This is a genomic window from Sphingobacterium sp. UBA5789 (genome assembly GCF_002418355.1).
Taxonomy (GTDB): domain Bacteria; phylum Bacteroidota; class Bacteroidia; order Sphingobacteriales; family Sphingobacteriaceae; genus Sphingobacterium.
Genome location: NZ_DIDX01000004.1, coordinates 668,849 through 692,599 on the forward strand (window position 1 = coordinate 668,849; position 23,751 = coordinate 692,599).

The 23,751-nt window shown below is 38.4% G+C and carries 23 protein-coding genes; 6 read left to right on the plus strand and 17 right to left on the minus strand.

Annotation, left to right across the window (positions count from 1 at the left end):
- Positions 1–93 precede the first annotated feature (93 nt).
- The 11 genes from B4B65_RS12210 to B4B65_RS12260 form a co-directional block, all read right to left on the minus strand.
- Entirely contained in the window at positions 94–1,227 is a 1,134-nt protein-coding gene (locus tag B4B65_RS12210) for a clostripain-related cysteine peptidase (RefSeq protein ID WP_293915865.1), read from the minus strand.
- 21 nt (positions 1,228–1,248) lie between these two features.
- On the minus strand, positions 1,249–2,295 hold the full coding sequence (locus B4B65_RS12215; RefSeq protein WP_293915866.1) for an endonuclease/exonuclease/phosphatase family protein: 1,047 nt from the start codon (positions 2,293–2,295) through the stop codon (positions 1,249–1,251).
- Between the two features lie 11 nt (positions 2,296–2,306).
- Positions 2,307–3,662: a DUF5689 domain-containing protein gene (locus B4B65_RS12220; RefSeq protein ID WP_236582167.1), complete on the minus strand. Its 1,356-nt coding sequence runs from the start codon at positions 3,660–3,662 to the stop codon at positions 2,307–2,309.
- A gap of 12 nt (positions 3,663–3,674) precedes the next feature.
- Positions 3,675–6,425, minus strand: coding sequence for a TonB-dependent receptor (locus B4B65_RS12225; RefSeq protein WP_293915867.1), 2,751 nt, complete (start codon positions 6,423–6,425; stop codon positions 3,675–3,677).
- An 82-nt stretch (positions 6,426–6,507) separates the two neighbouring features.
- Positions 6,508–7,923 carry a fimbrillin family protein gene (locus B4B65_RS12230; protein ID WP_201679317.1) on the minus strand — a complete coding sequence of 472 codons (1,416 nt, stop codon included), beginning with the start codon at positions 7,921–7,923 and terminating at the stop codon, positions 6,508–6,510.
- Positions 7,924–7,968: 45 nt separating this feature from the next.
- Entirely contained in the window at positions 7,969–9,543 is a 1,575-nt protein-coding gene (locus B4B65_RS12235) for a DNA/RNA non-specific endonuclease (RefSeq protein WP_293915868.1), read from the minus strand.
- A gap of 355 nt (positions 9,544–9,898) precedes the next feature.
- Positions 9,899–10,483 (minus strand): hypothetical protein, encoded by a 585-nt coding sequence (locus B4B65_RS12240; RefSeq protein WP_293915869.1) that lies wholly within the window; start codon positions 10,481–10,483, stop codon positions 9,899–9,901.
- A gap of 11 nt (positions 10,484–10,494) precedes the next feature.
- On the minus strand, positions 10,495–11,682 hold the full coding sequence (locus tag B4B65_RS12245) for a PQQ-binding-like beta-propeller repeat protein (protein ID WP_293915870.1): 1,188 nt from the start codon (positions 11,680–11,682) through the stop codon (positions 10,495–10,497).
- Positions 11,654–12,340 carry a hypothetical protein gene (locus B4B65_RS12250; protein ID WP_201679321.1) on the minus strand — a complete coding sequence of 229 codons (687 nt, stop codon included), beginning with the start codon at positions 12,338–12,340 and terminating at the stop codon, positions 11,654–11,656. The genes B4B65_RS12245 and B4B65_RS12250 overlap by 29 nt, the downstream gene beginning before the upstream one ends.
- A gap of 45 nt (positions 12,341–12,385) precedes the next feature.
- Positions 12,386–13,021, minus strand: coding sequence for a DUF2931 family protein (locus B4B65_RS12255; RefSeq protein ID WP_293915871.1), 636 nt, complete (start codon positions 13,019–13,021; stop codon positions 12,386–12,388).
- Positions 13,022–13,024: 3 nt separating this feature from the next.
- A complete protein-coding gene (locus tag B4B65_RS12260; RefSeq protein ID WP_293915872.1) occupies positions 13,025–13,324 on the minus strand; it encodes a hypothetical protein in 300 nt (99 codons plus the stop codon).
- A gap of 397 nt (positions 13,325–13,721) precedes the next feature.
- On the opposite strand from B4B65_RS12260, the gene B4B65_RS12265 reads away from it, so the two are divergent.
- The 3 genes from B4B65_RS12265 (at position 13,722) to B4B65_RS12275 (ending at position 17,623) form a co-directional block, all read left to right on the plus strand.
- On the plus strand, positions 13,722–14,798 hold the full coding sequence (locus B4B65_RS12265) for a hypothetical protein (protein WP_293915873.1): 1,077 nt from the start codon (positions 13,722–13,724) through the stop codon (positions 14,796–14,798).
- A gap of 119 nt (positions 14,799–14,917) precedes the next feature.
- A complete protein-coding gene (locus B4B65_RS12270) occupies positions 14,918–15,439 on the plus strand; it encodes an NADPH-dependent FMN reductase (protein ID WP_293915874.1) in 522 nt (173 codons plus the stop codon).
- A gap of 315 nt (positions 15,440–15,754) precedes the next feature.
- Entirely contained in the window at positions 15,755–17,623 is a 1,869-nt protein-coding gene (locus tag B4B65_RS12275) for a M60 family metallopeptidase (RefSeq protein ID WP_293915875.1), read from the plus strand.
- Between the two features lie 60 nt (positions 17,624–17,683).
- Here B4B65_RS12275 and catB read toward each other — a convergent pair whose 3' ends face one another.
- The 6 genes from catB to B4B65_RS12305 form a co-directional block, all read right to left on the minus strand.
- Positions 17,684–18,316 carry a type B chloramphenicol O-acetyltransferase gene (catB, locus tag B4B65_RS12280; RefSeq protein ID WP_293915876.1) on the minus strand — a complete coding sequence of 211 codons (633 nt, stop codon included), beginning with the start codon at positions 18,314–18,316 and terminating at the stop codon, positions 17,684–17,686.
- A gap of 147 nt (positions 18,317–18,463) precedes the next feature.
- Positions 18,464–19,027, minus strand: a complete 564-nt coding sequence (locus tag B4B65_RS12285; protein ID WP_293915877.1) for a hypothetical protein — start codon at positions 19,025–19,027, stop codon at positions 18,464–18,466.
- Between the two features lie 36 nt (positions 19,028–19,063).
- On the minus strand, positions 19,064–19,573 hold the full coding sequence (locus B4B65_RS12290) for a hypothetical protein (protein WP_293915878.1): 510 nt from the start codon (positions 19,571–19,573) through the stop codon (positions 19,064–19,066).
- Positions 19,574–19,585: 12 nt separating this feature from the next.
- Positions 19,586–20,173, minus strand: coding sequence for a hypothetical protein (locus B4B65_RS12295; protein WP_293915879.1), 588 nt, complete (start codon positions 20,171–20,173; stop codon positions 19,586–19,588).
- Positions 20,174–20,175: 2 nt separating this feature from the next.
- Complete coding sequence (locus tag B4B65_RS12300; RefSeq protein ID WP_293915880.1) at positions 20,176–20,622, minus strand: hypothetical protein; 447 nt, start codon at positions 20,620–20,622, stop codon at positions 20,176–20,178.
- Between the two features lie 39 nt (positions 20,623–20,661).
- Positions 20,662–21,324: an Imm19 family immunity protein gene (locus B4B65_RS12305; protein WP_293915881.1), complete on the minus strand. Its 663-nt coding sequence runs from the start codon at positions 21,322–21,324 to the stop codon at positions 20,662–20,664.
- Between the two features lie 256 nt (positions 21,325–21,580).
- On the opposite strand from B4B65_RS12305, the gene B4B65_RS12310 reads away from it, so the two are divergent.
- The 3 genes from B4B65_RS12310 to B4B65_RS12320 all read left to right on the plus strand — a co-directional run bounded on the left by B4B65_RS12310 (position 21,581) and on the right by B4B65_RS12320 (position 23,699).
- Entirely contained in the window at positions 21,581–21,961 is a 381-nt protein-coding gene (locus tag B4B65_RS12310; protein ID WP_293915882.1) for a hypothetical protein, read from the plus strand.
- Positions 21,962–22,169: 208 nt separating this feature from the next.
- Positions 22,170–23,042, plus strand: a complete 873-nt coding sequence (locus B4B65_RS12315) for a cation diffusion facilitator family transporter (protein ID WP_201679332.1) — start codon at positions 22,170–22,172, stop codon at positions 23,040–23,042.
- Positions 23,043–23,219: 177 nt separating this feature from the next.
- On the plus strand, positions 23,220–23,699 hold the full coding sequence (locus B4B65_RS12320) for a nuclear transport factor 2 family protein (RefSeq protein WP_293915883.1): 480 nt from the start codon (positions 23,220–23,222) through the stop codon (positions 23,697–23,699).
- The last annotated feature ends 52 nt before the right edge of the window (positions 23,700–23,751 follow it).

Below are 23,751 nucleotides of genomic sequence, written 5' to 3' on the forward strand. Positions count from 1 at the left end.
ATACCCCGCCATCCGCATAATCTTTGATCAATTATAGATATAAAACAAAACAGTCCGAAATGTAGATTTCGGACTGTTTTGTTTTGCTGATCCTTACCACCAGAATAACTTGTCATAACCCGCATCTTTTGACCAGGACAAAGTCTGATAAAAGGGAGCTAAGGAAGCTTCTTCTTTCACTGGAATATAACCTGATAATCCTGAAAAGGCCAGAATAGGCTTTCCCAGGAAATTGGCGGTATGTGCTTTATAAACAACTGTTTTTTCTATAGCTGTTTTCAGGCCTTGTAATTTCTCCGGTTGAAAATGTTTTTCAAACATATCCAGAAAATCATATGCTTTGACCGGTGTTGCCGGATCAAGATCTAGCCGCTGCACCATATTCCGATTGATCGTAGGAATAACTTCTGGATTTTGAGAAAGCAAAAGCTGTGTTTCTCTGGCCAGTCCCGCCATTGCTCTTGTATCTACTAATGAAAAAGTAGCGGACTGCTCCAAACCTGACTTTTGCTCATAATAAGCAATGTAGGCTTTAGCAATAGCACTAAGCCCTTTCTTTACATCTGTATCATACAATAGGCTGTTGATCTGATGGTAAGGCATACCTACACTCAGCACCTCAGTTGGAGAAGCCAGAATATAGGGTGCAACATCTCGAAGTTCATACAGCACCTCTACAGAAGCCATCGAACAGGCATCAAAAATCAGAAAATCCAATTCTGAAGGAAGAGCCGATTTCAGCACCTGTACATCCATCTTGCTGTAGTTATCATCTCCAAAAGAACGTACACTGATTTTGCCTGCATTAGCCGGGGCCCAGTTTGTGGCATGTGACCATAATATCGCTCCGTATGAATGAGATGGAGCAAGATTCTTCATGTCGGCAAATATCATTTTCATAATATCCGGATCAGAAGAATCATGATCATTATAGGTCTTGAGCACCTTGCTTTTTATTTCCGGACTCGTATCGTATACGATCTCGTAGAGTTTGGGCTGCTGACCGAATATACGCGCATAAACGACGAGCTTTCCATCGATCCCTGTAAACCCCTCTTCCATCTGATTGAGGTTTTTATAAGCATCTGAGGAAAGACTGTTGTTCGCTGCCATGTACACCATTACTGTACGGGCAGACACTGGAATAGCAGTATCCTTATCATCCTTTGCGCAACCTGTGGCAAAGAAGAGTGTAGTGCTGATATACAGATAAATCAAGATGCGCATAGAACTTTCAAAACTAAAGATTTAATTCAAATCTTTTACCAGATAAATCAAAGTCGGAAAGTGGTCGGAATATCCGTTTTGAAATACATTTCCGGAGAATGTACGAAACGGATAACCTTTGTATCTACCTTCCTGCGTAATCAGAAACTCGGGATTATAAATTTCAGATTTCCAGAATTTTAAGGTTGAGCGATTCTCCCCTAAAAGAGGCTCAGATATGATGATCTGATCAAAGAGATTCCATTTCCCCTGATAGCCCAAAGAACCTACACCACGATCGTAATGTTGCCACATGGTATTAAAAAGTCCGCCCTTTGCAACTTCCGGCTGTGTTTTTTTAGCATTCAACACCACCCGTACACTTTTATCTACCGGATCATCGTTCAAATCGCCCATTATGACGACCTTAGCCAGAGAATCCTGTGCATATAATGAATCTACTACAGAACGTACGATAGTAGCAGCATGCTCCCGAAGTTCGGAAGATTTACCGCCATACCGGGAAGGCCAGTGATTGACCAGAACGTGCATTTCCTCTCCAGCCAGTTCACCTGTTACCAGTAGAATATCCCGGGTTCTGTATTCTGGCAAATGATCAACTTTGTATGCAAACACTTTTGAGCTTTTTACTTTAAACAGTCCCGGATTATAGAGCAAAGCTACATCTACACCACGTCTGTCTGGTGAATCATAATGTACAATACCGTATCCCAGAGATACCAGTGACGGCTGTTGGGTAAGATCTTCCAGTACTTTACGATTTTCGAGTTCACAAAGCCCTACAAATGCAGGACCTGCGGGACAGTATTTTTTACCTAAGCGGGATATGACTTTTGCCATATTGAGCTGTTTCCTTCTGTATTTCTCTGCTGTCCAGCGATTACCACCTTCAGATGTAAACTCCTCGTCATTGATCAAGGTGTCTTTTTCTGTGTCAAACAAATTTTCCAGATTATAAAAGGCAGCTGCATACACCTGATATTTTTTTTGTTGTGCGACCGAAATATGGGTCTGCACAACAAAAATAAATAAGATACAGAGCGACCTGAAATATGTTTTTTTCATCATACTGCAATATCTTATTTAGATGGTGTCACGATAATCGGACCATTGGAACCTCCTCCTGTAGAAGCTCCGCCCACCAACTGAATATTATCAAAACGGAATCCTACTTTATTTGCGTCAGCAGGCGATATAAACTCTAAGATTACCGCTTCTGCTTTTGCTATATTAGGAATAGTTACCGTATAGAATTTACCGTTATCTCCGGCAGCATTTGATAATACCTGACTAGGAAGCGTTATAACAGTACCATTTACTTTTAACTGAATATTGTTGACATTGGCAGAAGTACCTGCATCAAACAAATTTGCAGCCAACTGGAAGCTCAGTGTCACATCACCTTTATTTAAAGTATTGATCCCTGTCACTTTAATATTTGCATCCCTGTTTGCCGGAAGCCAGATATGTGCGCCATTATCTCCGGATACACTACGGATATCGGCAGCGCCCGACTCATCTGTATACTTGATGGGTGCTTTCATGTCAAAATCAGTAAAATCATTGATTTTTGGTCTGTTTCCGGATGGATAAGTACCTGAGCCAAATGTCTCTTTGAAGAATGTTCCGGCCTGCGGTTGCTCCGGTTCAGGAGCTTTACCATCAAAATCTTTCACATCAGCTTTGGTGCGCAGGAACAACTGCCATCCGCCGTTAAAGCGTCCCAGTATACCCACTACCGTTCCTTTTCCGGTAGGTAAGATATCTTTGGCAAAATCAGAAAAGTTACTCGATCTCACATCAAGTACATTTCCAGAAGCTGTTTTGATCTGTTCGTTGGTAGTCGCATCTCCGGTGGTGAAGGCTTTCTTTCCTCCATTGACAAATGTTACATCTTTGATTTCGACCAGTTGATGTACCATATTATCTGTCAATGCATTAAGTTCAACTACTTTTGGTGTTGCATTGGCAACATTCGGCCATGAATTTGAAAAAGCTTTTGCTTTAAACATTTCCCAGCTGATACGATTCGCATTGGTAGTACCCATACCGATCTGTAGTTCACCGCCATATTTGACGACATACAGGTCCTTAAGATGGATAAATACTTCCTGACCTACCTGATAGCTTGCATAAATAGAGTTCTGATCGATACCAATATTGATCGCTCCGGAAGCATCCTGAACATAGATCTGTTTGTAGATATTACCGGACTCATCATTGCCGGTAACAATTCCTTTTATGATCAACTCTTCAGCAATAAGCTGTGGTGATGTGATGCTGGCGTATCGTTGCTTTAACTGGAGTATAGAAATATTGTCCAGTGCACCTTCATACTTAGGCTCATTAAGCGGTGGAGCCATATAATCTCTTTCACACGATATGTTCAACAGAAGTGTACATACCGCAATAAATAAATATTTAAGTGTATTCATATTCATAGCGTATTAAAATCTATAACTTACGTTTAAGAAGATATTCATCCCCTGCATATAGAAATAACGGGAAGCAAAACGGTTAGGATACGTTGTATCTAAACGCCCCTGTTCGTAACCACCCGTACGGATATTTTTATTGTTTAATAAATTTATAACAGAAAAATTGAAATTCAATGCTCTTCGATTTTTGAGGTAGAACATTTTCCCGATAGAGGCATCCATCGTAACAACATCATCCAGGCGTTCCTGACTGGTAAGTGTTTTGTATGCGTTGAAACTATCCTCATCATATGGATTGATATTGACGTAGTTTGAAGCCAGTCTGCGCATAGCCGATGCTGAAAGATAATTTCGACCCACCGCATTGGCACTTACTTCAAAAAACCAGTATTTATAGAAGTACCTTGCGGCCAGTACACCTGCAAACTGCGGAGTACCCGACACATACAGATCTTTCATATACACTGTCTCTTCAATATCTATCAATTTACCATTCTCCGAATTCATAATGCCCAATGGATTATTGCTATAGTAATATTCACCCATTGTTCCGATAAAATCAAAGCTCCAGTTGTCATCCAAACGGTAGGTAGCAGCTGCTTCTACTCCGCGGTGTACACGATCTACTCCTGTCAGATTGTGAAATACAAATGTACGTTCTGAATCATGATAGTAGGCCATACGCTCCAGTTGATCGTAGAAGTTTGTCTGAAAAACAGATACGCGACCGGATAAACGAGGCATAGAGAAAATATAGTTGATATCGGAAGCAAAAATTTTGCTGCTTGTCAGTCCTTTAACCACCTGATCCGTTACCCTAGGCATGACATAGGCACGATCAGGAATAGGTGCTTCTGTACTGTAGCTCGTGTTTGCAGATAAATAATGACGTCCATTTATTTTGTAGGTCAGACCACCTTTCAACGTGTAATCGAAGAAATGATATTTTGCACCTTTGCCATAAGAGTTGTTTGGAAAACGGCCATTCTTCATATTACCGTTACGCTGAAAATCAGTATAAGTCAGTTTTGTGCCATAATGAAAATCAATATTTGAGGTCTGATATTGATTCATCACCCAGGCATTAACAGATTGTACATCGATATCAAAGTCATAACCGAAGATATCATTTACATATGCTTTACGATCCGGAAACAGCAAGTCGTTTTGTTTTATATCTTCATTTCCGGGATTGTCGCGTTCTGCAAACTTATCTTTATCCAGAACATAGTCTGCACCCAGCAAATCTTCAACAGTTTTATACTGATATGATCTTGTTTTACGTGCTTCAACTCCTGCTGTCAGACGCATATTGTTGTCATAAAGCTTGTTGAACGTCGAACTAAGTGTTCCTTCCAGAAGATCTGAATGACGCTTCTCTACCATATAAAGTGCTGCTCCGTTATATTTACGTCTGTTTTCAGGATCCATGTTCTGTCTGTACATTTCATCCCAATTGACTTGTGTTACATCTGTATTGTTGGATGTCCACAAATCCCGATAGTAGTTATAAGTAAACTGATCCGTATTCGCCGGATCCATTGCAAAATAAGAAGGCAGATAACGGTAATAGTCCGGTCTTGGATCTATTGCATTGTACCAGTTGAGTGCTGAACTTGCATAGCGGCCATAATGCAACAGACCACCGGATGTCAATGTCGTCTTTTCGTCTATTTTCCAGATATGCGAGAGCACCACTGTAGGATCATAAGCCGTTACCATTCGTGAATTACGCACTTTTCCATCCTGATAACCCCAGTTTGGATTGTACATATTGTTATCCAGCAAATCGTAGGCTTCCTGAAAAGACGCGCCCTGTTGCCCGCGTACTACCGGAGATCCGTAAGTAACAAAAGAAAGAGAATGCGCTCCGTCTGCCCACTGCTTCTCCGCTGAAAAAGCATAGGATACATTATTATAAGAAGTTCCTTCTACAAATCCCTTATCAGCATACCGCCCTCCTATAGCTCCGGTAAAAGCCCAGCCATTATCCATCAACCCTGTAGAATAGCTGAATATCCCACGCGCATAGTAATTGCGGTTTGTGTAAGAACCTGTTACTTTACCACCCTTGGCATATGAACTGGCACGCATATTAATATTTTCGGCTCCTCCAATAGATCCGAAAGTGAAATTTCCACTATTATTGTAATTGACCACATCTCCGTTTCGTGTCATATCATTCAATGCACCTATAGATGCAAAGTTGAAGACGCGACGATATTGGTCATTAGCCAATATACCATTGATGTAGGTTTGTTCAAAAAAATTGTCATATCCCCGCACGCGAAAGCGAAAAGGAGATAATTTGAATCCAACTTTGTTAAGGTAAATATCATTGGATAAAATCACAGAAGAACGGATATCCTGACCATGGATGTCTCCATCGTCATTGAGAATATCATCATTTATAACGCCCAGAATGGTCTGTACATCGATCTGATTCTCCTGTACCAATGTTATGGCCGGTAATGTTTGATTTTCGCCAGCTGCTAGAGAAACTGACATGCTGTAAGGTCTGATGCCTGCTGAGTTAATGACCAATTGGTCATCTCCGGCTTCCAAATTCACAAATATAAACGCTCCATCAGTATTGGTTGTGGCTGTTTGCTTGTTTTTCTCCAGCGAAACGACGACTCCTACCAAAGGCGTTTTATTTTTTTCATCTACAAGTGTTCCCCTTAATTGTGCCTTTTCCTGAGCATAACTAAGCTGGAAACATCCCAGAAGAAAAAATAACACGTATAACGTATTACGCATAGTATTGTTTTAAGTAAAAAAAAATAGACAAGAGGAGGATAATCCTCCCCTTGTTTATAGTGTTAATGATTGGTAATAAAAGTTATTTTGTACCTACTAATTTGATATTATCTATACGATAACCTTGTTTATTATCAGCTGCAGTCGCAAAGATTTCTAAAGTAACACTATTGCTGTTCGCAATTCCGGTAATGTTAACAGGAACGTACGTATTTGACGTTGCTACGGTACCTGCAGGAACTGTTATATCCTGACCGTTAGCACGTACCTTAATTGTTGTAACAGGTGCGCCATTCGCATTGGCAGTTACATCAAAAGATAATTTAAGATTAGTTGCTCCGGTTGTATTGATTCCTGCAATTTTGATTCCTGTATCTTTATTAGAAGGCAACCACACATGACCGTCCATAGTTGAAGTAGCACGGATATCAGCATAAGTAGCAGTATACATATCGGTATAAGTTATTCCTGTTGCACTGTAACCTGTATAAGCTTCTATTCTATCCTTAGTTGTAGCTTTTGGATCAGGAGTTCCAAATGTTTCTAAAAACAATGTTTGCTCAGTTCCGGTTCCAGGATTAGTTGGGTTAGTACCTCCATCAACACCTACATTTACAGATCCGCCTGGTACAGTTGTCCAGTCTGTGATTGTTCCTGCACCTGTTACGGCTACCTGATTTCCTGTTGTTGTAGTTTGTAAAACAATATCGTACGTGTATTTTTTACCACCTTCAAATGTTGTGCTTGCCGGCATAGTCCATTTAAATGTACCTGATGCCAATGTAAATACAACTTCTTTTGAAGAAAAATCCCCAGGAAGCAAGATAGCTTCTACCAACTGAGCACCAGTTTGTGCTGTAGTTTTAGCCGATACATTCTGTGCTGCAGCAGCTCCGCTCAATGTACCTGTAGCCAGATCTAAAGATGCTGTAGTGTTTACATTATTGTACGCTACCTGCAGACCGTTGACATCTGTAACACCTGTACCCGGTTTAACAGTCAGTTCTACTTTCGCCAGCTTGTGACTGAAATTAAGATTAGCTGTTCCGCTGGATTTGGTCAATCCTGTCGCATTGTTAGAGTACAATACATCAATCGCAGCAGGTGTAGTCTGATTCGCTACTGTCACTGGTAAGGTAGTACCGGAAAGGCTTGCATTATAAGGATAGTAAGCAATAAAATCAACCGATCCAGTCTCCGGATAGTTAATGATCTCTGTTCCCTGTGCAGAGAAATTACCGTTGCCACCTGTTGTGTATTTTTTATTTGCAGCTAAAGGAGTTGCCAATCCGTTACCTTGCTTCATAAATACACCGATAGCATCATTTCCATCCCAGGCATTACCTGTGACACGTGTACCTACACTACCTGCAATAGCAGAAGTAAATTGTACCTGCGCGTTGTTTTGTGTTCCCAAATCGCGGTAGTCATCGTTCTTGCACGAATGTCCCAGAACAATAAGTGCTAAAGCAGCACCCAGAAATTGATTCTTTTTCATGTTTTGTTAAAGAATAAATGGTTTTTATATTTTATTGACTAATAACTATTTGCGCCATATTTGTGTATTTATGGTCGATTTGGCTTCCTTGCTCAGTGCCGGAAAAAATGTAAAGCCGGTCTCTTTCTCTAATGATTCTACCGTTACGGTATAGTTCATATAGTCTGTATTGGAAGGCGATACATTGTTCATTCGGAATCCGATTGTATAATAATTGGACCCTTGCTTCATCGCAAGTACTTTATAATAATATTTTGGTTTGGCTACCTGTTTGCCCGAATTATCCTGTACATATTCAACAGTCTTGTCTGTAGCTGTAGTTACCATAGCACCCGTCACGACATACATCGTATCCACTCCTGCCTGTGTAGTCCAGGTACGGATTTTATTTTCGAGATTAGCCCAGACTCCCTGATTAAGGCTTCTGTTTTGGGGTGTCATATTGGTATAATAAAAGGTTGATTCATTCTCCGCGCGATTATAAGTCCGGTCACCGCTGGGTAACTGATGTCCTCTGTCAATCTGCAGACTGGCATTATTCGGATATCCGCTTTCCAGATTTGCTTGCAGATTCTGTAAAAAAGCAGGATCATATGCCCATTTATCTGTACGGTCCTGGCTTCCCAGATAGTCATTACTTAACGGATAGGCTACCCAGTAGGCTACTTTATACTGCGTATCGTACAGCATCGAGTAATTTCTTCTGGTCGTGGTAGACATTTTCAGATTATACTTGATATTGGTTTGCTCAGCTATCACGGGAAGTTCCATATAAGATACTGTTGGCTGCGGTGTTACTCCCCCATCCTGCCCAAGTGTAATATCATACTGATAGCGATGTCCTTTGGCTAAAGTTGTTCCGGCACCTATCGTCCAGGTATAGGTTTTTCCATCAGACTTGGTAAAGATAATCTTGTTTTGTGCGCTAAGCACTCCAGGGAATAGAGTCCATTCTACAACGGTCTCATTAGCTGTATTCAGGTATATTTTTGCAGGAATATCTTTTGCTGTATTATCTGTTGTTAACTGACCTGACGAAAGATCGACTACAGCGGTGGACGAAAGGGCAGTAAAATTTGCTTTCAGACCACTCAGATCTGTTCCTTTTATCTTGAGTTCAACTTTAGTCATTTGTCTTTCAAAAGACAGGGCTACAGGCCCCTGCCCGGAAGTTAGACCGGTTGTATTACGGGCGATCATGAAATCAAGTAATGGCTGATTATCCTGATTTAGAATATTAACTGTAGGTGTAAGTGTACTGTTACTTTGATAAGGATAGTAAGCAACAAAACTCACTTTACTTCCCGTTGGAAATTCCAGAGAGGATTGTGCATCCAAGGGGGAAAAATTACCGTTACCATTGGTAGTGTAGGGTTTATTAAACCCATTGTTTACAACAGATGTACCACTAAGCGGCACACCGTTCTGAAACATAAAGATACCGATAGCATCATTAGCGCTCCACTGTGTCCCCTGGACTCTTGTTTGCGGTAAACCCGCAATTGAACTTGAAAAATATACCTGATTTGAGGTACCTTTTGAATTTAGATCAGTTTCCTTGCGACAGGAAGAAAACATTAAAACGACGCATCCCAGCAAATAGAGCCAGCTCTTTCTCATCAACATTAATTAGATTAATAATATTAAAAACTTATAGAAAATAATCATTCGGTCGACCCAATAGGATCTTAAAACTTTTCATTAGTGAATGATAGATTTTCAAAGTTAACCAAAGTTAGCTAAACAATAAAATCCTATGGTTAATCTATTTTTAATTTTTTATTAAGTATTACCATTTCATATCACTAATGAATTAACATACTATTGATATGTTAAAAAAACGAGCTTCTGATTAAATTTTAAGTTATATATGAAAAAAACGTTAAGCGTGGCTGCAGATGATTTTTATATTAGTTTCATAAGCGACAAAAAGCTACTCAAAGCAACTATGTCTAAACTTTTTATCTTACTGCGCTTATTTTACTCCTTTTCCAAAGTTCTGAATCAGATCTCCGTATCGTTCAGTATAAGTTCTGAACATTTCAGCCCGGGTATACAAATGAAATATTTCATTTCCATTGATAACCAGATTGTCAGGAGCTTTGCCATTACAGAATGCTCCTCTGGAGTATAAGGCTTTGTAAATGATATCATAGTTTTTTTGCGCAATCTCCTTCGTTGGAAATTCATAGATAAGGATAGAAAAATCAGGATAGATATCTTTTGTGCCACTCTCCGGCTGTTTACTTCTTGAAAAATAGGAACGGATGCCGTTTCCTTTCACAGAGATTATTTTATTGTCCTCGCAATTGTTGTAAGACCAACCTCCCCGATCCTTTGCCTCTTCAAATCGAAAACCTGCTTTCTCCAACTTTTCCTGCAGAAAAGTTAGAAGTGCTGTATTATCGGTAACACCTGTAGTTTCAATAGTTTCATAAGTTGTTGCTGCATTAGGCATATCTTCATGACTCAGATACTTTTTTGTATCTGAGTTTCCTTTATCTGAACCTTTGCACGCAATAAGGAAGGCAATCGTCAAAAGCAAAATCAGATTTCTCATAACCTTTTTATTTAATCAAATTTAAAAAAGACATCTTCAAGACCTCTTTCAAAATTGAAATTTATATTTTCTTTCAGCAGTTTACGCTCTTTAAAATCCTGATCTGTTTTAAATAGTTTTCCCGATTTCGTTACGACATAATAATATCCGTTCTGATAAGATAAGCCCATCAGCGTATCCGATTCCGGCCATGCATATTTCTGCAGCACTTTTCCTTTTTTACTGACCGTAACAATGTGTGTACTTGTATTCAACACAAAACCGTCATCAGTTGGTACCAATGAAAGAATCTCTGTTCCGGAATTGGACACTTCCTCTGCATGTTTTCCGTCAGAAAATATACCAGGATCCTTTAAGTCAAGCTCCCATTTTAATTTTCCGCTCCCCTTATCTATACTTAGGAGTTTATTATTTCCGATCAGGATCTGATCATCATGTATCAGCAGATTGGTACTGATGTACAGATTTTCATCTTGTGGTGAAAAAGTCCATACAGCTTCCAAATTATCGTTCCAGCAAATTACTGTACCTTTTTCTGTCAGAAGAAAAATCTTATTTTCATTTATCCTGACGGGAAAAGATGACCCTTCATCAAAATTGTAACTCTGCAGCAGTTTTCCGTTTGTGGCGGATAACTTCAGTAATCGGTAACCAATATTCATATAGACTGAACTTCCCAAAATTTGCGGAGCACTTAATAAAGGTACTTCAGATTGGTATATCCAGTTCTCTTTTAATGTGGGAATGTCTACTGATTTGATCTCGCCATGACTATTTGCAAATAACATTGCATTTTGGTAAACGGTAGGCTCCTGATAAAAATGCACAAATCTGACATCCGAAAAATTATAGTCATAATATTGCTGATCCGGAGAAACCTTATCTTCATAAGTCCACTTCTCTTTCCCTGTACTACGATCCAGTCCCACTATACGGGCGTTCAAATGGCTTTTTATAACTTCATCTTTGTAAAAGGAAAAATAAGTCAGTTCATCTATATTGCTATCCCGGACTTCTTTTTCCCACAGCAGTTGATCATGTACAATATCAAATGCATAGACACTGCCGGCATTTGTCGTGATGAAAAGATTAGTTTTTGCCGGACTTTTGCTTCCGTTATCCTTACATCCTCCAAACAGAGAAATTACAGCACCTGTAATACAAAATAATTTAGTCGAGACGGTCTTTATTAAGTTCATAATCAAAAGGAATAGTTTGGCTGAAATCTGTTATATACCACGTTGTTGGATCACTTGCAAATTTTACAAAGTCATAGACTATATTCAGTGGCATCTGGATATTACCCAGATTTACCCCATTAGTATTGTATGCAGTCACCATAGCAGTCACCCGTGCAATCTCTTCTTCGTTATCATCTCTTTTTTGAAGTGGAGCATTATACCCTTTTCCGATCCGTATATGTGCATCGTTAGATTTTAATAAATTGACTACTTCCTGCTTATACCTTCTTACTATCGCATATTGTGCTTCTTCATCTGTCGGAACATCTTCTGCTGGCACTAACTTACTAAAGTCTATGGTTTTAATATAATCGTATTCCTCTTTGACACTTTCAGGAACAAACTCGCCTGTCCTGATCTGCTTTCCCCACATCAACGTATCCAGTGGTTCTGAAATAGCACGGCTTGCATAATCTACTCCTACACTTATGGTGTCTGCTCCGGCAGCCTCACCGTTATTTATATCTGATGAAGATGAGCTACTCAGAAACTCATCTTTGAAATCACGGATATGATGAGGGATATGGTGCCAGCCAACCACAAAATGAAGAAATAATAAGACAAACAGAATAATACTGCTAATTACAATCAACATGGTGCGTTTTTTTCCTTTCATAATGTAATGGATGATTTCTTTGTTTAAAATATATGTTATTAGTTATCACTTCAGATTATAGGTTGTACTATCCTGATAATCTGTATTATAATAGTTGTTTTTAATATTTAGGCTGATGCTGTCACTCAGTTTGTCAAACATCTCTCTTATATATTCCTGTTTATTATATTGCTTAGCATAATACAGGTCCTGTGGTCTTGGTTCTACCGGAGTTAGTTTTGTTCTGAGTAATAATGTTGTTCCCATCGCCTCATTACTGCACCATAACATGATCCAGCCTTTGTTAGCGATTCCCAGGCTAAATGTATTATGCTGACCGGCTTTCTTATATTTTTCCCATGCCTCCGGATTGAAATCTTTAATCGGGACACTGCTACGGTAGAATAGACTATCCGTATAAGAGAAATATACAATATAGAGTGAATCAGGAAAATTCAAAAAACTGTTGTCAACTGAAGGATCTGACTGTTTCCAGGCAAAATAATCGGGATTCGGATAGTTAAAATTACCATAATCATCACTGTCACCACTTTTCAGATAGATTTCCCGAACTCTTAGCGGTTCAGATGTAAATAATAATGTACTGTAATCAATCTTTTTACTCCGGTCTATAAAGGCAATCACCACTAAAACAATAATGATCAGCATCAACAGACTGTATATTTTATTGAGGATATTCATGATTTAGTTTTTATAAGCTGCAGCCAATCCACTGATATAATAAAGAAATCCTGCAAACAAGCTGAGTAACACAATTAGCAGAATTAAAAAAATAACTGCTGCTGACTTAAACCTGGGTTTGTAGTAGGCAACAAAGCTGAACTGTAATACGGCAATCACTCCTAAATAAATTACCGGTATTAAAAACTGATCATTTTCGGAAGGAAGAATAAGTCCAAGATAGATTAAGATCAGAATATACAGGAGCGCCAGGAGCTTTGCACTCAGCGATCTTGATGTATTTATATCTTCAGTAGATTGCATTGTATTTTCTTAAATTAACTGTTACGTATTAAATTCTTTCCATATTCTAAGCACAGACTCTAATCTTCATATGCTGTCAAACGTTTTAATCCAGAGCAAATGTAACTATGACGAGCTTAATATAATGTACAAATATACATTTGCGTATGATCAGTCCAGATTAGTATCAATCTGACCATTATTTGCCAGATATCGATAACGTACAGATAGCAATGCCGGTGCGCCTGTCATTAGAATGTTAAAGAGTTACTTAGCTCTGGTTAGTTTTAATCTGAATAATCATGTTAACGGATTAAAGATTGATCTGCGCAAATTACAAGCCAATCTAAACGAATTTAAATCCATACTCCGGATTTGCAGGCCTTTTATTTAGCTTTAGGTTGCAAAATCTGATGATATGAAATTAACATCCATTTATTTAATGCTTTGTATGCTGATATTAAGCAGTATGTCCCTTTATGCACAGACCCTTGATTCAGTTGCATTAGCAAAAATCGGAGATCAGCTTGTCCAGCTGGAATTGCAACAGGCGGAAGGAAAAACCACACCGGGAGATAACTGTGTAAGAGATGAGGATGGAAATTTTCTCTCCTGCTATACTGCTGAATCTTCACCACTTTGGGTGAATGATTTCAATCATGACGGTTTTCCGGATGCCGTTTTTCAATTTATGGACGAGGGGCTCGGAGGCGGCGGCAACGCTTATGGATTTAATTATATCATAGTGCTTTTAGATGCAAAAAAAACTATCATCGATCAATATTCAATTTTCGGTGGCGGTAAATTTTCTTTTGGTCATTTATCTATCGATCGTGTAGATAAAGGAAAAATATATGCCACCTACGACGAAAATCCAATGTCCAGATCAGCCAGTGATAATGATGACGACGAATTGAAACACGTACAAGTCGTCTTTTCCCTTCAGGATAATAAAATTGTTGAAGAAACTTATAAAAATTGTCCTGTGGCAGATGTAAAGAAACAAATATTTAATTCGGATAATCAGCAACAGCTAAAAATCACATCAGGTATGGATGATCAGTTCAATGAAGACTATACAGAAGTTATTACTTTATCAGATCGCACACAATTTACGGCCAATTTGAGCGGCTGTGAGGATCTTGAACTTTATTTCAGCCGTACTATACCGTTTAAAAAGGAACTGGAATTTAACAAATCTTCTATAAAACAGGAATTATTGCTTAACATTCTGTATTTACGGGAAAATACTTTATTTAAATCCATATTAACACAAACCTACTTACAGTTGACCAATCTCAATAAAGAACTGATCAAAACAGATAAAGATGGCGGGGCGGCTCTTCATTTCACACTGTCCGATAAATGGGCCGCTAATCTCTTTATTTCTGGAAATGAAGAGCAGGGAACTTTTATTACGATACGATATATCAGACCCAAATATGCAGAATCTATGGATTTCTGGGAAAGTATGGAAAGTAAAGCAAAGCTGTAAATAACAGGATTTGTCCTGTTATAATGCCAATCCCGTTTCCGAATACTTGCAAATGACCCGTAATTTTTTCAAATGATTGCAGGAAATGTTACCTTCGCTCCCAAAGCCGGTACACATATATGAAAAATATCATAGCCATAGTAGGAAGCGCAAGTGCAGCATCTTCAAGCCATAAGATTCTGGAATTTTTAAAAACTCACTTAGAAAAGGAGATTAATCTTTTGGTATTTGACCGGTTGAAGGAGTTACCACATTTTGATCCGCAAGAGAGTATAGATCGCCCCCCTATAGAGATTATTGCGCTACGACAGATTATACAGGATGCAGATGCGGTACTGATCTGTACACCTGAATATGTTTTCAGTATTCCCAGCGGATTAAAAAATCTTCTGGAATGGTGTGTGGCTACTACAATATGGATGGATAAACCTGCTGGTATTATTACTGCATCTACAGATGGAAAAAATACGCATGAACAACTTCAGATGCTGTTACGCACATTGGGTGCATCTGTAGAAGAAAACACCTGTCTGCATATACCGGCTGTAAAAAGCAAAATAAATCAGGAGGGTCAGATAGCAGATCCGGATACACAGAAAGCTCTTATTCATCTCGCAAAAAACGTACAGAGAGTCCTTTAATCCTTAAGTCTCATACTTACGGGTAGAATCACTGGGAACGAGAATTTATAATCTTATAGTTGCAAATCCAATTTGTAATTTAATTCTACATATCATTGTCTACAGATACATACGCTCTTTACTATTTTGCTACAAAGCTGTATATCTGACAGATACAAACTTTACGCAAATAAAAAAATAGAACAATCGATTGCGTTAATTAAAAAAATGAATATTAAAGAATTTTAAGACACTTTAATTATTACTGTTTTTTCCTTTTAAGAATACAGGCACAGTTTTGGCTTTCGGTTTAGTCTAACTCAATTCTATCAAATTATGAAAAACAGGACAACTCCTGCCCTTCTATTTATGAGTGGGCTACTCTTTGGAGCTTCGTTATTAAGCTCCTGTACAAAGGAAATTCTAAATGCAAAAACCGATGAAAACCCAACTGCGCTGGATATGGCCAATACCAGTACCGCTGTTCCAACCAACCCTTACTATGTATTGGATTCCATAGGCAAGCCTCAGCAAATTTTCAGAGAGACAATCAATTCCACAACTTTGAGAAACCGCCTGAAAACAAGTTATGAGCCTACCCGGATTCTACCCACGGGATATTACGTAGCTCCTAATCAGACCTTTACTATCAATGTAAATCTGCAACAGGGTTCCACTTTGCCTAAAGTACAGGTGGGAACACATTCCCGCAATCACGACTATTCATACAATCCACCTGTATATAATCTGTCCTCAGGAAACAATACTATTACAGCAAATGCGGATGGAGGAATTATCTGGATTACGTATGAGCAACCGACCAATGCAACTACTGCTCCGGCGGCCAGCGCATTGCTCTCCTTTTCCGGAAGTATCTCCAGAATACCGGTTTATATCAAGAATAGCACCTCATTAAGCAACTGGCAAAATCAACTCCTCACCTACAATGGGGCCACGGATGTATTGATGGTAGGGCAAAATGTATATATGGTATATGCTAAAGGTTTACACGCTGCTGTATCAACCCAAAATAATGATCTGATTTTAAATAGTGCTGATGCAGCCTGGGATATTCACTACAATTATGCAGGCTTAAATAACAGCAGCACACAGCATACGAGACCTATAATCCCACATTTGATGGTACAGACAGAAGTTCCGTTTGGTTTATACTATGCCTTCTTTTATCGTACAGCTTATGCAAATTACGACGCTCATAAAGTATTTGGGGAGGATATCGTAACCAACTGGGGTGTATGGCATGAATTTGGTCATTTGATGCAAATGCATCCTATAGACTGGGACGGGCTCGGTGAGGTTACCGTTAATATATTCAGTCTGAAAGCAGAGCGTGCATTGGGGATCACACCGACAAGATTAACCAAAGACAATATATGGCCTCAGGTACATACTTACCTGACGGGTACAGGTACCAAAAATTTTGATTCGCAGAGTGTATGGGTGAAGTTAGCTATGTTTCACCAGCTATGGCTGGCCTATGGAGACTCTTTCTATACCAATCTATATCGCTCTGTTCGTGAAGATACGGGCACATACAGCTCTAGTGATGCAAAAAAGAAGAATTTTATACTAAAAGCATGTCAGCAGTCCGGATATAATCTGACTAGCTTCTTTCAGGCATGGGGTATTCAGGACAACAGTCTGAATATCTATGCTGCAGTAGCAGCCCTCAATTTGCCTTCGCCACCGTATGATCTATCCCAACTGACAGATTCCTATACCCCGGGACAAAGTCTAATCGAAAATGGAAACATCTATCAGATTGTTTCGGCCGTAAACAATAGCAGTGTGGTAGATGTAAACAGCCATACACCAGCTAATTCCACTCCGGTTACTTTGTGGTCCAGAAATAATCCGGCAAGTAATAATCAAAAGTTTCTTGCCAGAAGATTATCAGGAGGACAGTATGTATTCAAATCCTTGGCAGATACCACAAAAGTATTAGATGTACAAGGTGGCGGATCAGCTGACGGGACCACTATTATTGTGTATGGATACCATGGCGGAAATGCCCAGCGTTGGGATGTAGCTGATGCAGGTGCTGGATATGTATACTTAAAATCTGCAGTAGGAACTAATAAATCACTGGATGTCAAAAACGGTGCGACAGCCAACGGTACATTGATGCAGATATGGACTTCGGGAACAGGAAATTCGCAAAAGTTCAAACTGATCAAGCAATAGAACAATATTAATGAAACTCAAAGCCTGTCTCTGGTTAATTTCAAAGACAGGCTTTTTATTTTATTTCACGTTTTTCTTATAATAACTGTAAAGTGTATCTATATCATTTGAGCAGAGAACCGGCATTGCTTCTTTTACAACCGAATCTTCCCAATCCCACCATCTCATTTCCAGTAAGAGTGCTATATGATTTTCGCTGAATCTCTTCTTAATCAATTTGGCAGGATTGCCACCAATGATCGAATAGGGTTCTACATCCTTCGTAACTAAAGCCCTGCTTCCGACTACGGCTCCATGTCCGATAGTAATACCCGGCATGATCATCGCCTCACTTCCAATCCATACATCATTACCTATTAACGTGTCTCCTGCACGTTGAAATCCATCTTTACTTTCTGAAAAATGCAATACTTCAGACATGTAAAAAAAGGGAAAACTGGATACCCAGTCGTATCGGTGTCCCTGATTACCAGCCATAATAAAACTCGCACCACTGCCAATGGAACAATAGGAACCAATTATCAATTTGTCCACATCATCTCTGTCAGGAAACAAATAGCGGGCACAGTCATCAAACGAATGACCATGATAATAACCGGAATAATAGGAATATTTACCTGCGATAATATTAGGGTTGGTGATATGATCACTTATGATTTTACCCTTGAAAGGGCTTTCGAAAAAATTATTCATTTTTATAGCATATTATTTTAAATCCAATTCAATAACAGGGCAGTCTGTTTTTCTACCCCAACTTAAATCCTCAATAACATGCTAATCTGATAATTTCATATTCAAATATATTAAAAAAAAGATGGAACGTTGTATCTCATTCTGTTTCTACGCTAATTCCATATCGAGCAATACTGTTTCCTCCTGATTTTCATTCCGGATAAGAATCCCCAGATAATCAAAAGCATTTCTTTTTAAGTATGCCAGACTCCTGTATTGATTCTCAAGCGTATATATTTCCCGATCCTCATTCAACTCAAATTCATCCTCAAAATCTACACTCGAGTTGGTCCACATAAATATATTAAACTCACTCCTTCCCTCTTTATCGTTATATTGGTTACTTTTTGCAGAAGAATAGTTAAGCGTTTCGACTAACAAAGCATTGTAACCATGTATTCTTTCATCAAACAATACAATTTTTAGATTTTCGCCAACAGGCTCTGCCCAGATGACAAGAGGCGTGTCGTCGTCATTCATAATAATTCCGTAGTCATCTGTTGTACCGGAATAATAAATCCGAAAAAGGGTTTGTTCCTTAAATGATAATTTTCCGACCCAATCAAGACTATCCAGCCAGACAGGATTTTCATCAAAATATCTGACTGTGTCATTATCCAAATCCGTCACCCTATCATGCAGATGATCAGGTGTACTATTTATTGCAGACATATAGTATAATTATAAATGACAGAATAATTTATAAAATTAATCAAAACGTGTCATCGCTGTATTTTTATTTTTGAAAATCATCAACAAAAGATACAAAGAGAGTCCTGTTCCGGCACTTACACAGAACATAAAAGGTAATTCCTTCAAATCAAAATCTCCATAACACCCATACTCATAAAAATAAGTAAACCAGCCAAGATCATTAATAAAGCCAGTTATATAGTCCGAATAAAAGAATCTGCTGACTAAAGCAGCAGTACATAACGGTATTATAAACAAAATCAAAACAGTGATAATCAGGCGAGCTTTTTTACGGACTATTTTTCTGCTGATGTAAAATATCCATCCGAAAAATGCCACAAAATAAAGAGGTAACACGAAAAGAGCTCCTGTGTAGTCGTGTCCGGGAGTACCTTCACATGGACCGATTACTTTATCTGCAAAAGGCAGAAATATAAGCATATAACCTAACCAGCCTAAAGCAAAAAGTAAGCAATGCAAACCTATATGCTTTTCCGGCTTTTGAATGATATCTCTTGTATGCATACTGATGTTTCTTTACCTGAAGAAAACCTTCTTTTTAATAATTTTACCGCTGGATTTGTCAAATGTCAATGTTTTATTCGGGCCGCCATAGAATAAAGTCAATGTAAGCGTGCTATCTGTTTCACTCTCAAACAGAATATCCTTGGCATATCGTATTTTAACTTCAAGATTATCATTAAGCAAATCGTGGTCATCACATTGAAAGATCTGTTTCTCAATCAGTCCCTTTTTCTCGATAACCTGCAAGACAGGATATGCCATGACGCTGTAGCCGACTATCTGAGCGCGGTATTCCGAATTCAAATCTGTTTTCAACCATAATCCAAAGGGTGTGGTAGAAAGTATGAATGCAAAAAACGGCATTCCCATTGGCAACATACTTAATACCAGACCTAAAATTATGCCGCCTAAAAGAAGTTTTGCCAGTATTTTTTTCCAAAATAAAATAATTGAAATAAAACTCCCTAAAAACCACAACCATACCAATGCTACATCACTATAATAACCCTGCAGACTTATCCTGAAAAAACCATAGGCGAGTAAATCTGCTGCCAGTAAAACAGTTATAACTCCATAAACCTTAAGAATGATGTTTTTCATAGCTATATAATTTTGTTTTGACAGGAAAGAAATTTATAATATATGACGGCTGTAACTGATCCAAATACACTGATCTGTAAAGCGCAAAGGTATAGCCCCGTAACCCATATATTTGTATATGTACTCCAGAAAGCCTCTCTTTCATCAAAAATGGCAATATCAATAAGATACCAGCAGAGCATAAATGCAAACGCAACTACGCATGTTCTCATTATCCGTTTAGGTTTTATAAAAATAAAAATGACATGTATAACGATCATCGCCGTCAAGGGTAAAAAAGAAGACAGGACCAGATCAGGTAAAAAGCTACAGTCCAGACAAGCTGAAGAAGGAGCAGTTCGGTACTCCCATAATGCCCAGTACCCCTGCGCTATCGTAAAGACAAGCACAACACAGGCAAACATACTTGCCTGTAGAGCTCTTAAAGTCAGATTATCTATTGCCTTCATAAGTAATTTCCTATCCTATCAGATATTACCTTTTTATCCTTATTGTATTGCCAATCCTATAATCTCATTTATATTTCTGAGATGTTCTTCACTAAGCATATGATTTCTCTCTGAATGATTCCGGTGCGTGATAAAACCGATTCCCTCTCTGTAATCAAATCCCTCATCTGCAACCACATGGTTTGTCAAAAAATTTATTATATCGTTCATTATAACATCTTCTGCCACTATTGATGTCTTACTCAGATGTACAGAGATTTCGGATCTGATAGCCTCCCTTTCGGATATGTCGCCCAATGTGAGTGGAAGCAGCATAAAAAACAGCAAAGAAGGATCACTCTGTTCATTTGCAATCATTCTCATTAATTCCGTCCAGTGTATTAATGAAAGATGAAAATGTCCACCTGTATTGCCAAGATAAGTATCATTAAAAAAATAGATGGTTTCATTTGGGTGAAATTCAGCATAAAATGTCACCTTATCATTTAGAGGATACATCCAGGTATAACCGTTCCAGGGCTCCGCTTCCTTTCCGTTTTCATCAGTCTTACCTGCCAGTTCCTCAAACCACTCTTCCGAAGGCATCTCGAAATTTTCAATAATATAATCAGAAAGCATAGTTTCTGTTTTATCATTAAAACCAAAGGGAAACTCTGTCATCAGGAACAGGCAGAAGTCTTTATTTGACAAATCTAATTTCATTACTCTTAGTTTTAAAAACCATAAGACACTCAAATAAACAATAATTTATGATCTGTACAAAAAAGCATTCGCTATTCGTACAACATGAGTCTATATTCGTTAGGATTTCTTTTTTATCTCATTGTAGACTAGCATTAACTTTTATATCTAAATCAAAGGACACAAATTGTACGTATAAGCATAATTTGATAATCTCTTCAGATTACGGTAACCTTATCCTTGCAATGGAATATAAAAATGTACTACATTTGTGTCGATGAAAAATAGTATTGTCCTATTATTTCTTTCTGTATATCTGTTTTCCACTACAGAACTTGCACAATTGTTCAAGATCCCTGTATTGGTACACCACTATACAGAACACAAACAATACGATGACAAGTTAAGTATTATTGATTATCTCGTGCATCACTATGCAGGTCACGAAAAGGATGCCGATTGGGATACCGATATGAAGTTGCCTTTTGCGCAACATATTAATATCCTTCAGGTCACGCTTTGGCTTCCTTTTTCAACAGTTACTCTTCCCACAAGTGCTGCATATTGTATAGAGACAGACTTGCCTGTTTTTTATCTTAATAAGGAAATCCCTCCTTACAATCCCTCAGCCATATGGCAGCCTCCTCAATCCGTTTAAGCAGACTTTGATTGCAATCTCTTTGTTTAAGAGTTTCTGATTCATAAACATATTACTTGTAACACTTTACACCATATAATTAGAATGAAAAGTTTACAGGAAATAAGAGATCAAAATCATTCGTAATTCTAAATCCAAACTGGAGACAAATTGTTATACATAAAGTATGACCCTTTTCATAAAATTGAAAAATTAAAGTGCACTAATAATGACAAGTGAAGATAAAGCAATTAAAACCACATATTTTAGTATAGCTGGTAATACGGCATTGGCGTTATTGAAATGGCTTGCGGGTTTTTTCGGCAATTCGTATGCATTGATAGCAGATGCTATAGAATCTACTGTAGATATTTTTTCTTCGTTTTTGGTTCTGCTGGGGCTCAAATATGCAAAAAGACCAGCTGACGAAAATCACCCTTACGGCCATGGCCGCGTAGAACCTTTGATTACTTTTATAGTAGTCGGATTTCTGATAGTCTCTGCAACCATCATTGCTTATGAAAGTATTCAAAATATAGGTACCCCTCATGAACTTCCAAAACCGTGGACCCTGGCGGTATTAGCTGGTATTATTATATGGAAAGAAGTCTCATTCCGGATAGTAATAAAAAAGAGTAAAGAGACCGGCAGCTCTTCTCTGAAAGCGGATGCCTGGCATCACAGAAGCGATGCCATTACCTCTGTCGCTGCATTTATCGGTATTTCTGTTGCGCTGATTATGGGTGAAGGATATGAAAGTGCAGATGACTTTGCTGCCCTGTTTGCATCCGGATTCATCCTCTATAATTGTTATCATATATTCAGACCTGCATTGGGCGAGATCATGGATGAGAACGTGTATGAGGAGATAATAGAACAGGTTAAAAATAATGCGATATTAGTGGAAGGTGTGTTGGGAACAGAAAAGTGCTTCGTCCGCAAATCCGGAACTACTTATCATGTAGACCTGCATGCTATTGTTGAAGCTGATATCTCAGTCAAAGAAGGTCATCGTATTGCTCATGATCTCAAAGATTTTCTCAGGGCAAAAATGCCGCAGTTAGGTCATGTACTGATACATATAGAACCCAACGCATATTAAAAAATCAAATGAATTCTCTACAGCCGAAAGACCTGTTCTATTCACTGTAGAGAGTTCTGCTCCAAATATTTTACCGTTCAAAACCTGTGTTTAACCGACCCTGTTCCTTCATTTACAGAATAATCATAGGTAGGAAACAGCTGTCTTTTTATATTGGCCGCATTAAAAACCAATATCATGACACATCTATACAGTAAAATAATATTGCTGGCACTTGCAATTAGCTCACAAATCCATGTTTCCGCACAATCCAACTCTTACACTCCTGTTTCAAAAGAACTTTATAATACTATTCTCCATATGGATAGTTTACTTTTCGATGCTGTAAATACCGGAAATGTAGAAAAAGAAGGTACATTTTTCATGAAAGATCTGGAGTTCTATCACGATACAGGCGGCCTTGACAATTATGAAGTAACTATGGAAAAGCTAAGAAGTATAGCGAAGAATAATCCTGCAGTCCGCAGGGAACTTATTAAGGAAACAGTAGAAGTGTATCCTGTCAAGGATTATGGAGCTATTCAAACGGGTGAACACCGGTTTTGTGAGTTCGTAAACGGAACATTAACCAATTGCGATACATACAAATTTATGCATATCTGGAAAAAGACAGCTGACGGTTGGAAAATAGCAAGGGTAGTAAGTTACGGTCATTAATAAAGCACGATATCAACAGTATCAATTGCCATTTCCATAAAACAGCTTTCTA

What these genes read in the sequence shown, in the direction of transcription:
- B4B65_RS12210 (WP_293915865.1), bottom strand. Translation starts at nt 1,227, where the DNA reads ATGCGCATCTTGATTTATCTGTATATCAGCACTACACTCTTCTTTGCC.
- B4B65_RS12215 (WP_293915866.1), bottom strand. Translation starts at nt 2,295, where the DNA reads ATGATGAAAAAAACATATTTCAGGTCGCTCTGTATCTTATTTATTTTT.
- B4B65_RS12220 (WP_236582167.1), bottom strand. Translation starts at nt 3,662, where the DNA reads ATGAATACACTTAAATATTTATTTATTGCGGTATGTACACTTCTGTTG.
- B4B65_RS12225 (WP_293915867.1), bottom strand. Translation starts at nt 6,425, where the DNA reads ATGCGTAATACGTTATACGTGTTATTTTTTCTTCTGGGATGTTTCCAG.
- B4B65_RS12230 (WP_201679317.1), bottom strand. Translation starts at nt 7,923, where the DNA reads ATGAAAAAGAATCAATTTCTGGGTGCTGCTTTAGCACTTATTGTTCTG.
- B4B65_RS12235 (WP_293915868.1), bottom strand. Translation starts at nt 9,543, where the DNA reads ATGAGAAAGAGCTGGCTCTATTTGCTGGGATGCGTCGTTTTAATGTTT.
- B4B65_RS12240 (WP_293915869.1), bottom strand. Translation starts at nt 10,483, where the DNA reads ATGAGAAATCTGATTTTGCTTTTGACGATTGCCTTCCTTATTGCGTGC.
- B4B65_RS12245 (WP_293915870.1), bottom strand. Translation starts at nt 11,682, where the DNA reads ATGAACTTAATAAAGACCGTCTCGACTAAATTATTTTGTATTACAGGT.
- B4B65_RS12250 (WP_201679321.1), bottom strand. Translation starts at nt 12,340, where the DNA reads ATGAAAGGAAAAAAACGCACCATGTTGATTGTAATTAGCAGTATTATT.
- B4B65_RS12255 (WP_293915871.1), bottom strand. Translation starts at nt 13,021, where the DNA reads ATGAATATCCTCAATAAAATATACAGTCTGTTGATGCTGATCATTATT.
- B4B65_RS12260 (WP_293915872.1), bottom strand. Translation starts at nt 13,324, where the DNA reads ATGCAATCTACTGAAGATATAAATACATCAAGATCGCTGAGTGCAAAG.
- B4B65_RS12265 (WP_293915873.1), top strand. Translation starts at nt 13,722, where the DNA reads ATGAAATTAACATCCATTTATTTAATGCTTTGTATGCTGATATTAAGC.
- B4B65_RS12270 (WP_293915874.1), top strand. Translation starts at nt 14,918, where the DNA reads ATGAAAAATATCATAGCCATAGTAGGAAGCGCAAGTGCAGCATCTTCA.
- B4B65_RS12275 (WP_293915875.1), top strand. Translation starts at nt 15,755, where the DNA reads ATGAAAAACAGGACAACTCCTGCCCTTCTATTTATGAGTGGGCTACTC.
- catB (WP_293915876.1), bottom strand. Translation starts at nt 18,316, where the DNA reads ATGAATAATTTTTTCGAAAGCCCTTTCAAGGGTAAAATCATAAGTGAT.
- B4B65_RS12285 (WP_293915877.1), bottom strand. Translation starts at nt 19,027, where the DNA reads ATGTCTGCAATAAATAGTACACCTGATCATCTGCATGATAGGGTGACG.
- B4B65_RS12290 (WP_293915878.1), bottom strand. Translation starts at nt 19,573, where the DNA reads ATGCATACAAGAGATATCATTCAAAAGCCGGAAAAGCATATAGGTTTG.
- B4B65_RS12295 (WP_293915879.1), bottom strand. Translation starts at nt 20,173, where the DNA reads ATGAAAAACATCATTCTTAAGGTTTATGGAGTTATAACTGTTTTACTG.
- B4B65_RS12300 (WP_293915880.1), bottom strand. Translation starts at nt 20,622, where the DNA reads ATGAAGGCAATAGATAATCTGACTTTAAGAGCTCTACAGGCAAGTATG.
- B4B65_RS12305 (WP_293915881.1), bottom strand. Translation starts at nt 21,324, where the DNA reads ATGAAATTAGATTTGTCAAATAAAGACTTCTGCCTGTTCCTGATGACA.
- B4B65_RS12310 (WP_293915882.1), top strand. Translation starts at nt 21,581, where the DNA reads ATGAAAAATAGTATTGTCCTATTATTTCTTTCTGTATATCTGTTTTCC.
- B4B65_RS12315 (WP_201679332.1), top strand. Translation starts at nt 22,170, where the DNA reads ATGACAAGTGAAGATAAAGCAATTAAAACCACATATTTTAGTATAGCT.
- B4B65_RS12320 (WP_293915883.1), top strand. Translation starts at nt 23,220, where the DNA reads ATGACACATCTATACAGTAAAATAATATTGCTGGCACTTGCAATTAGC.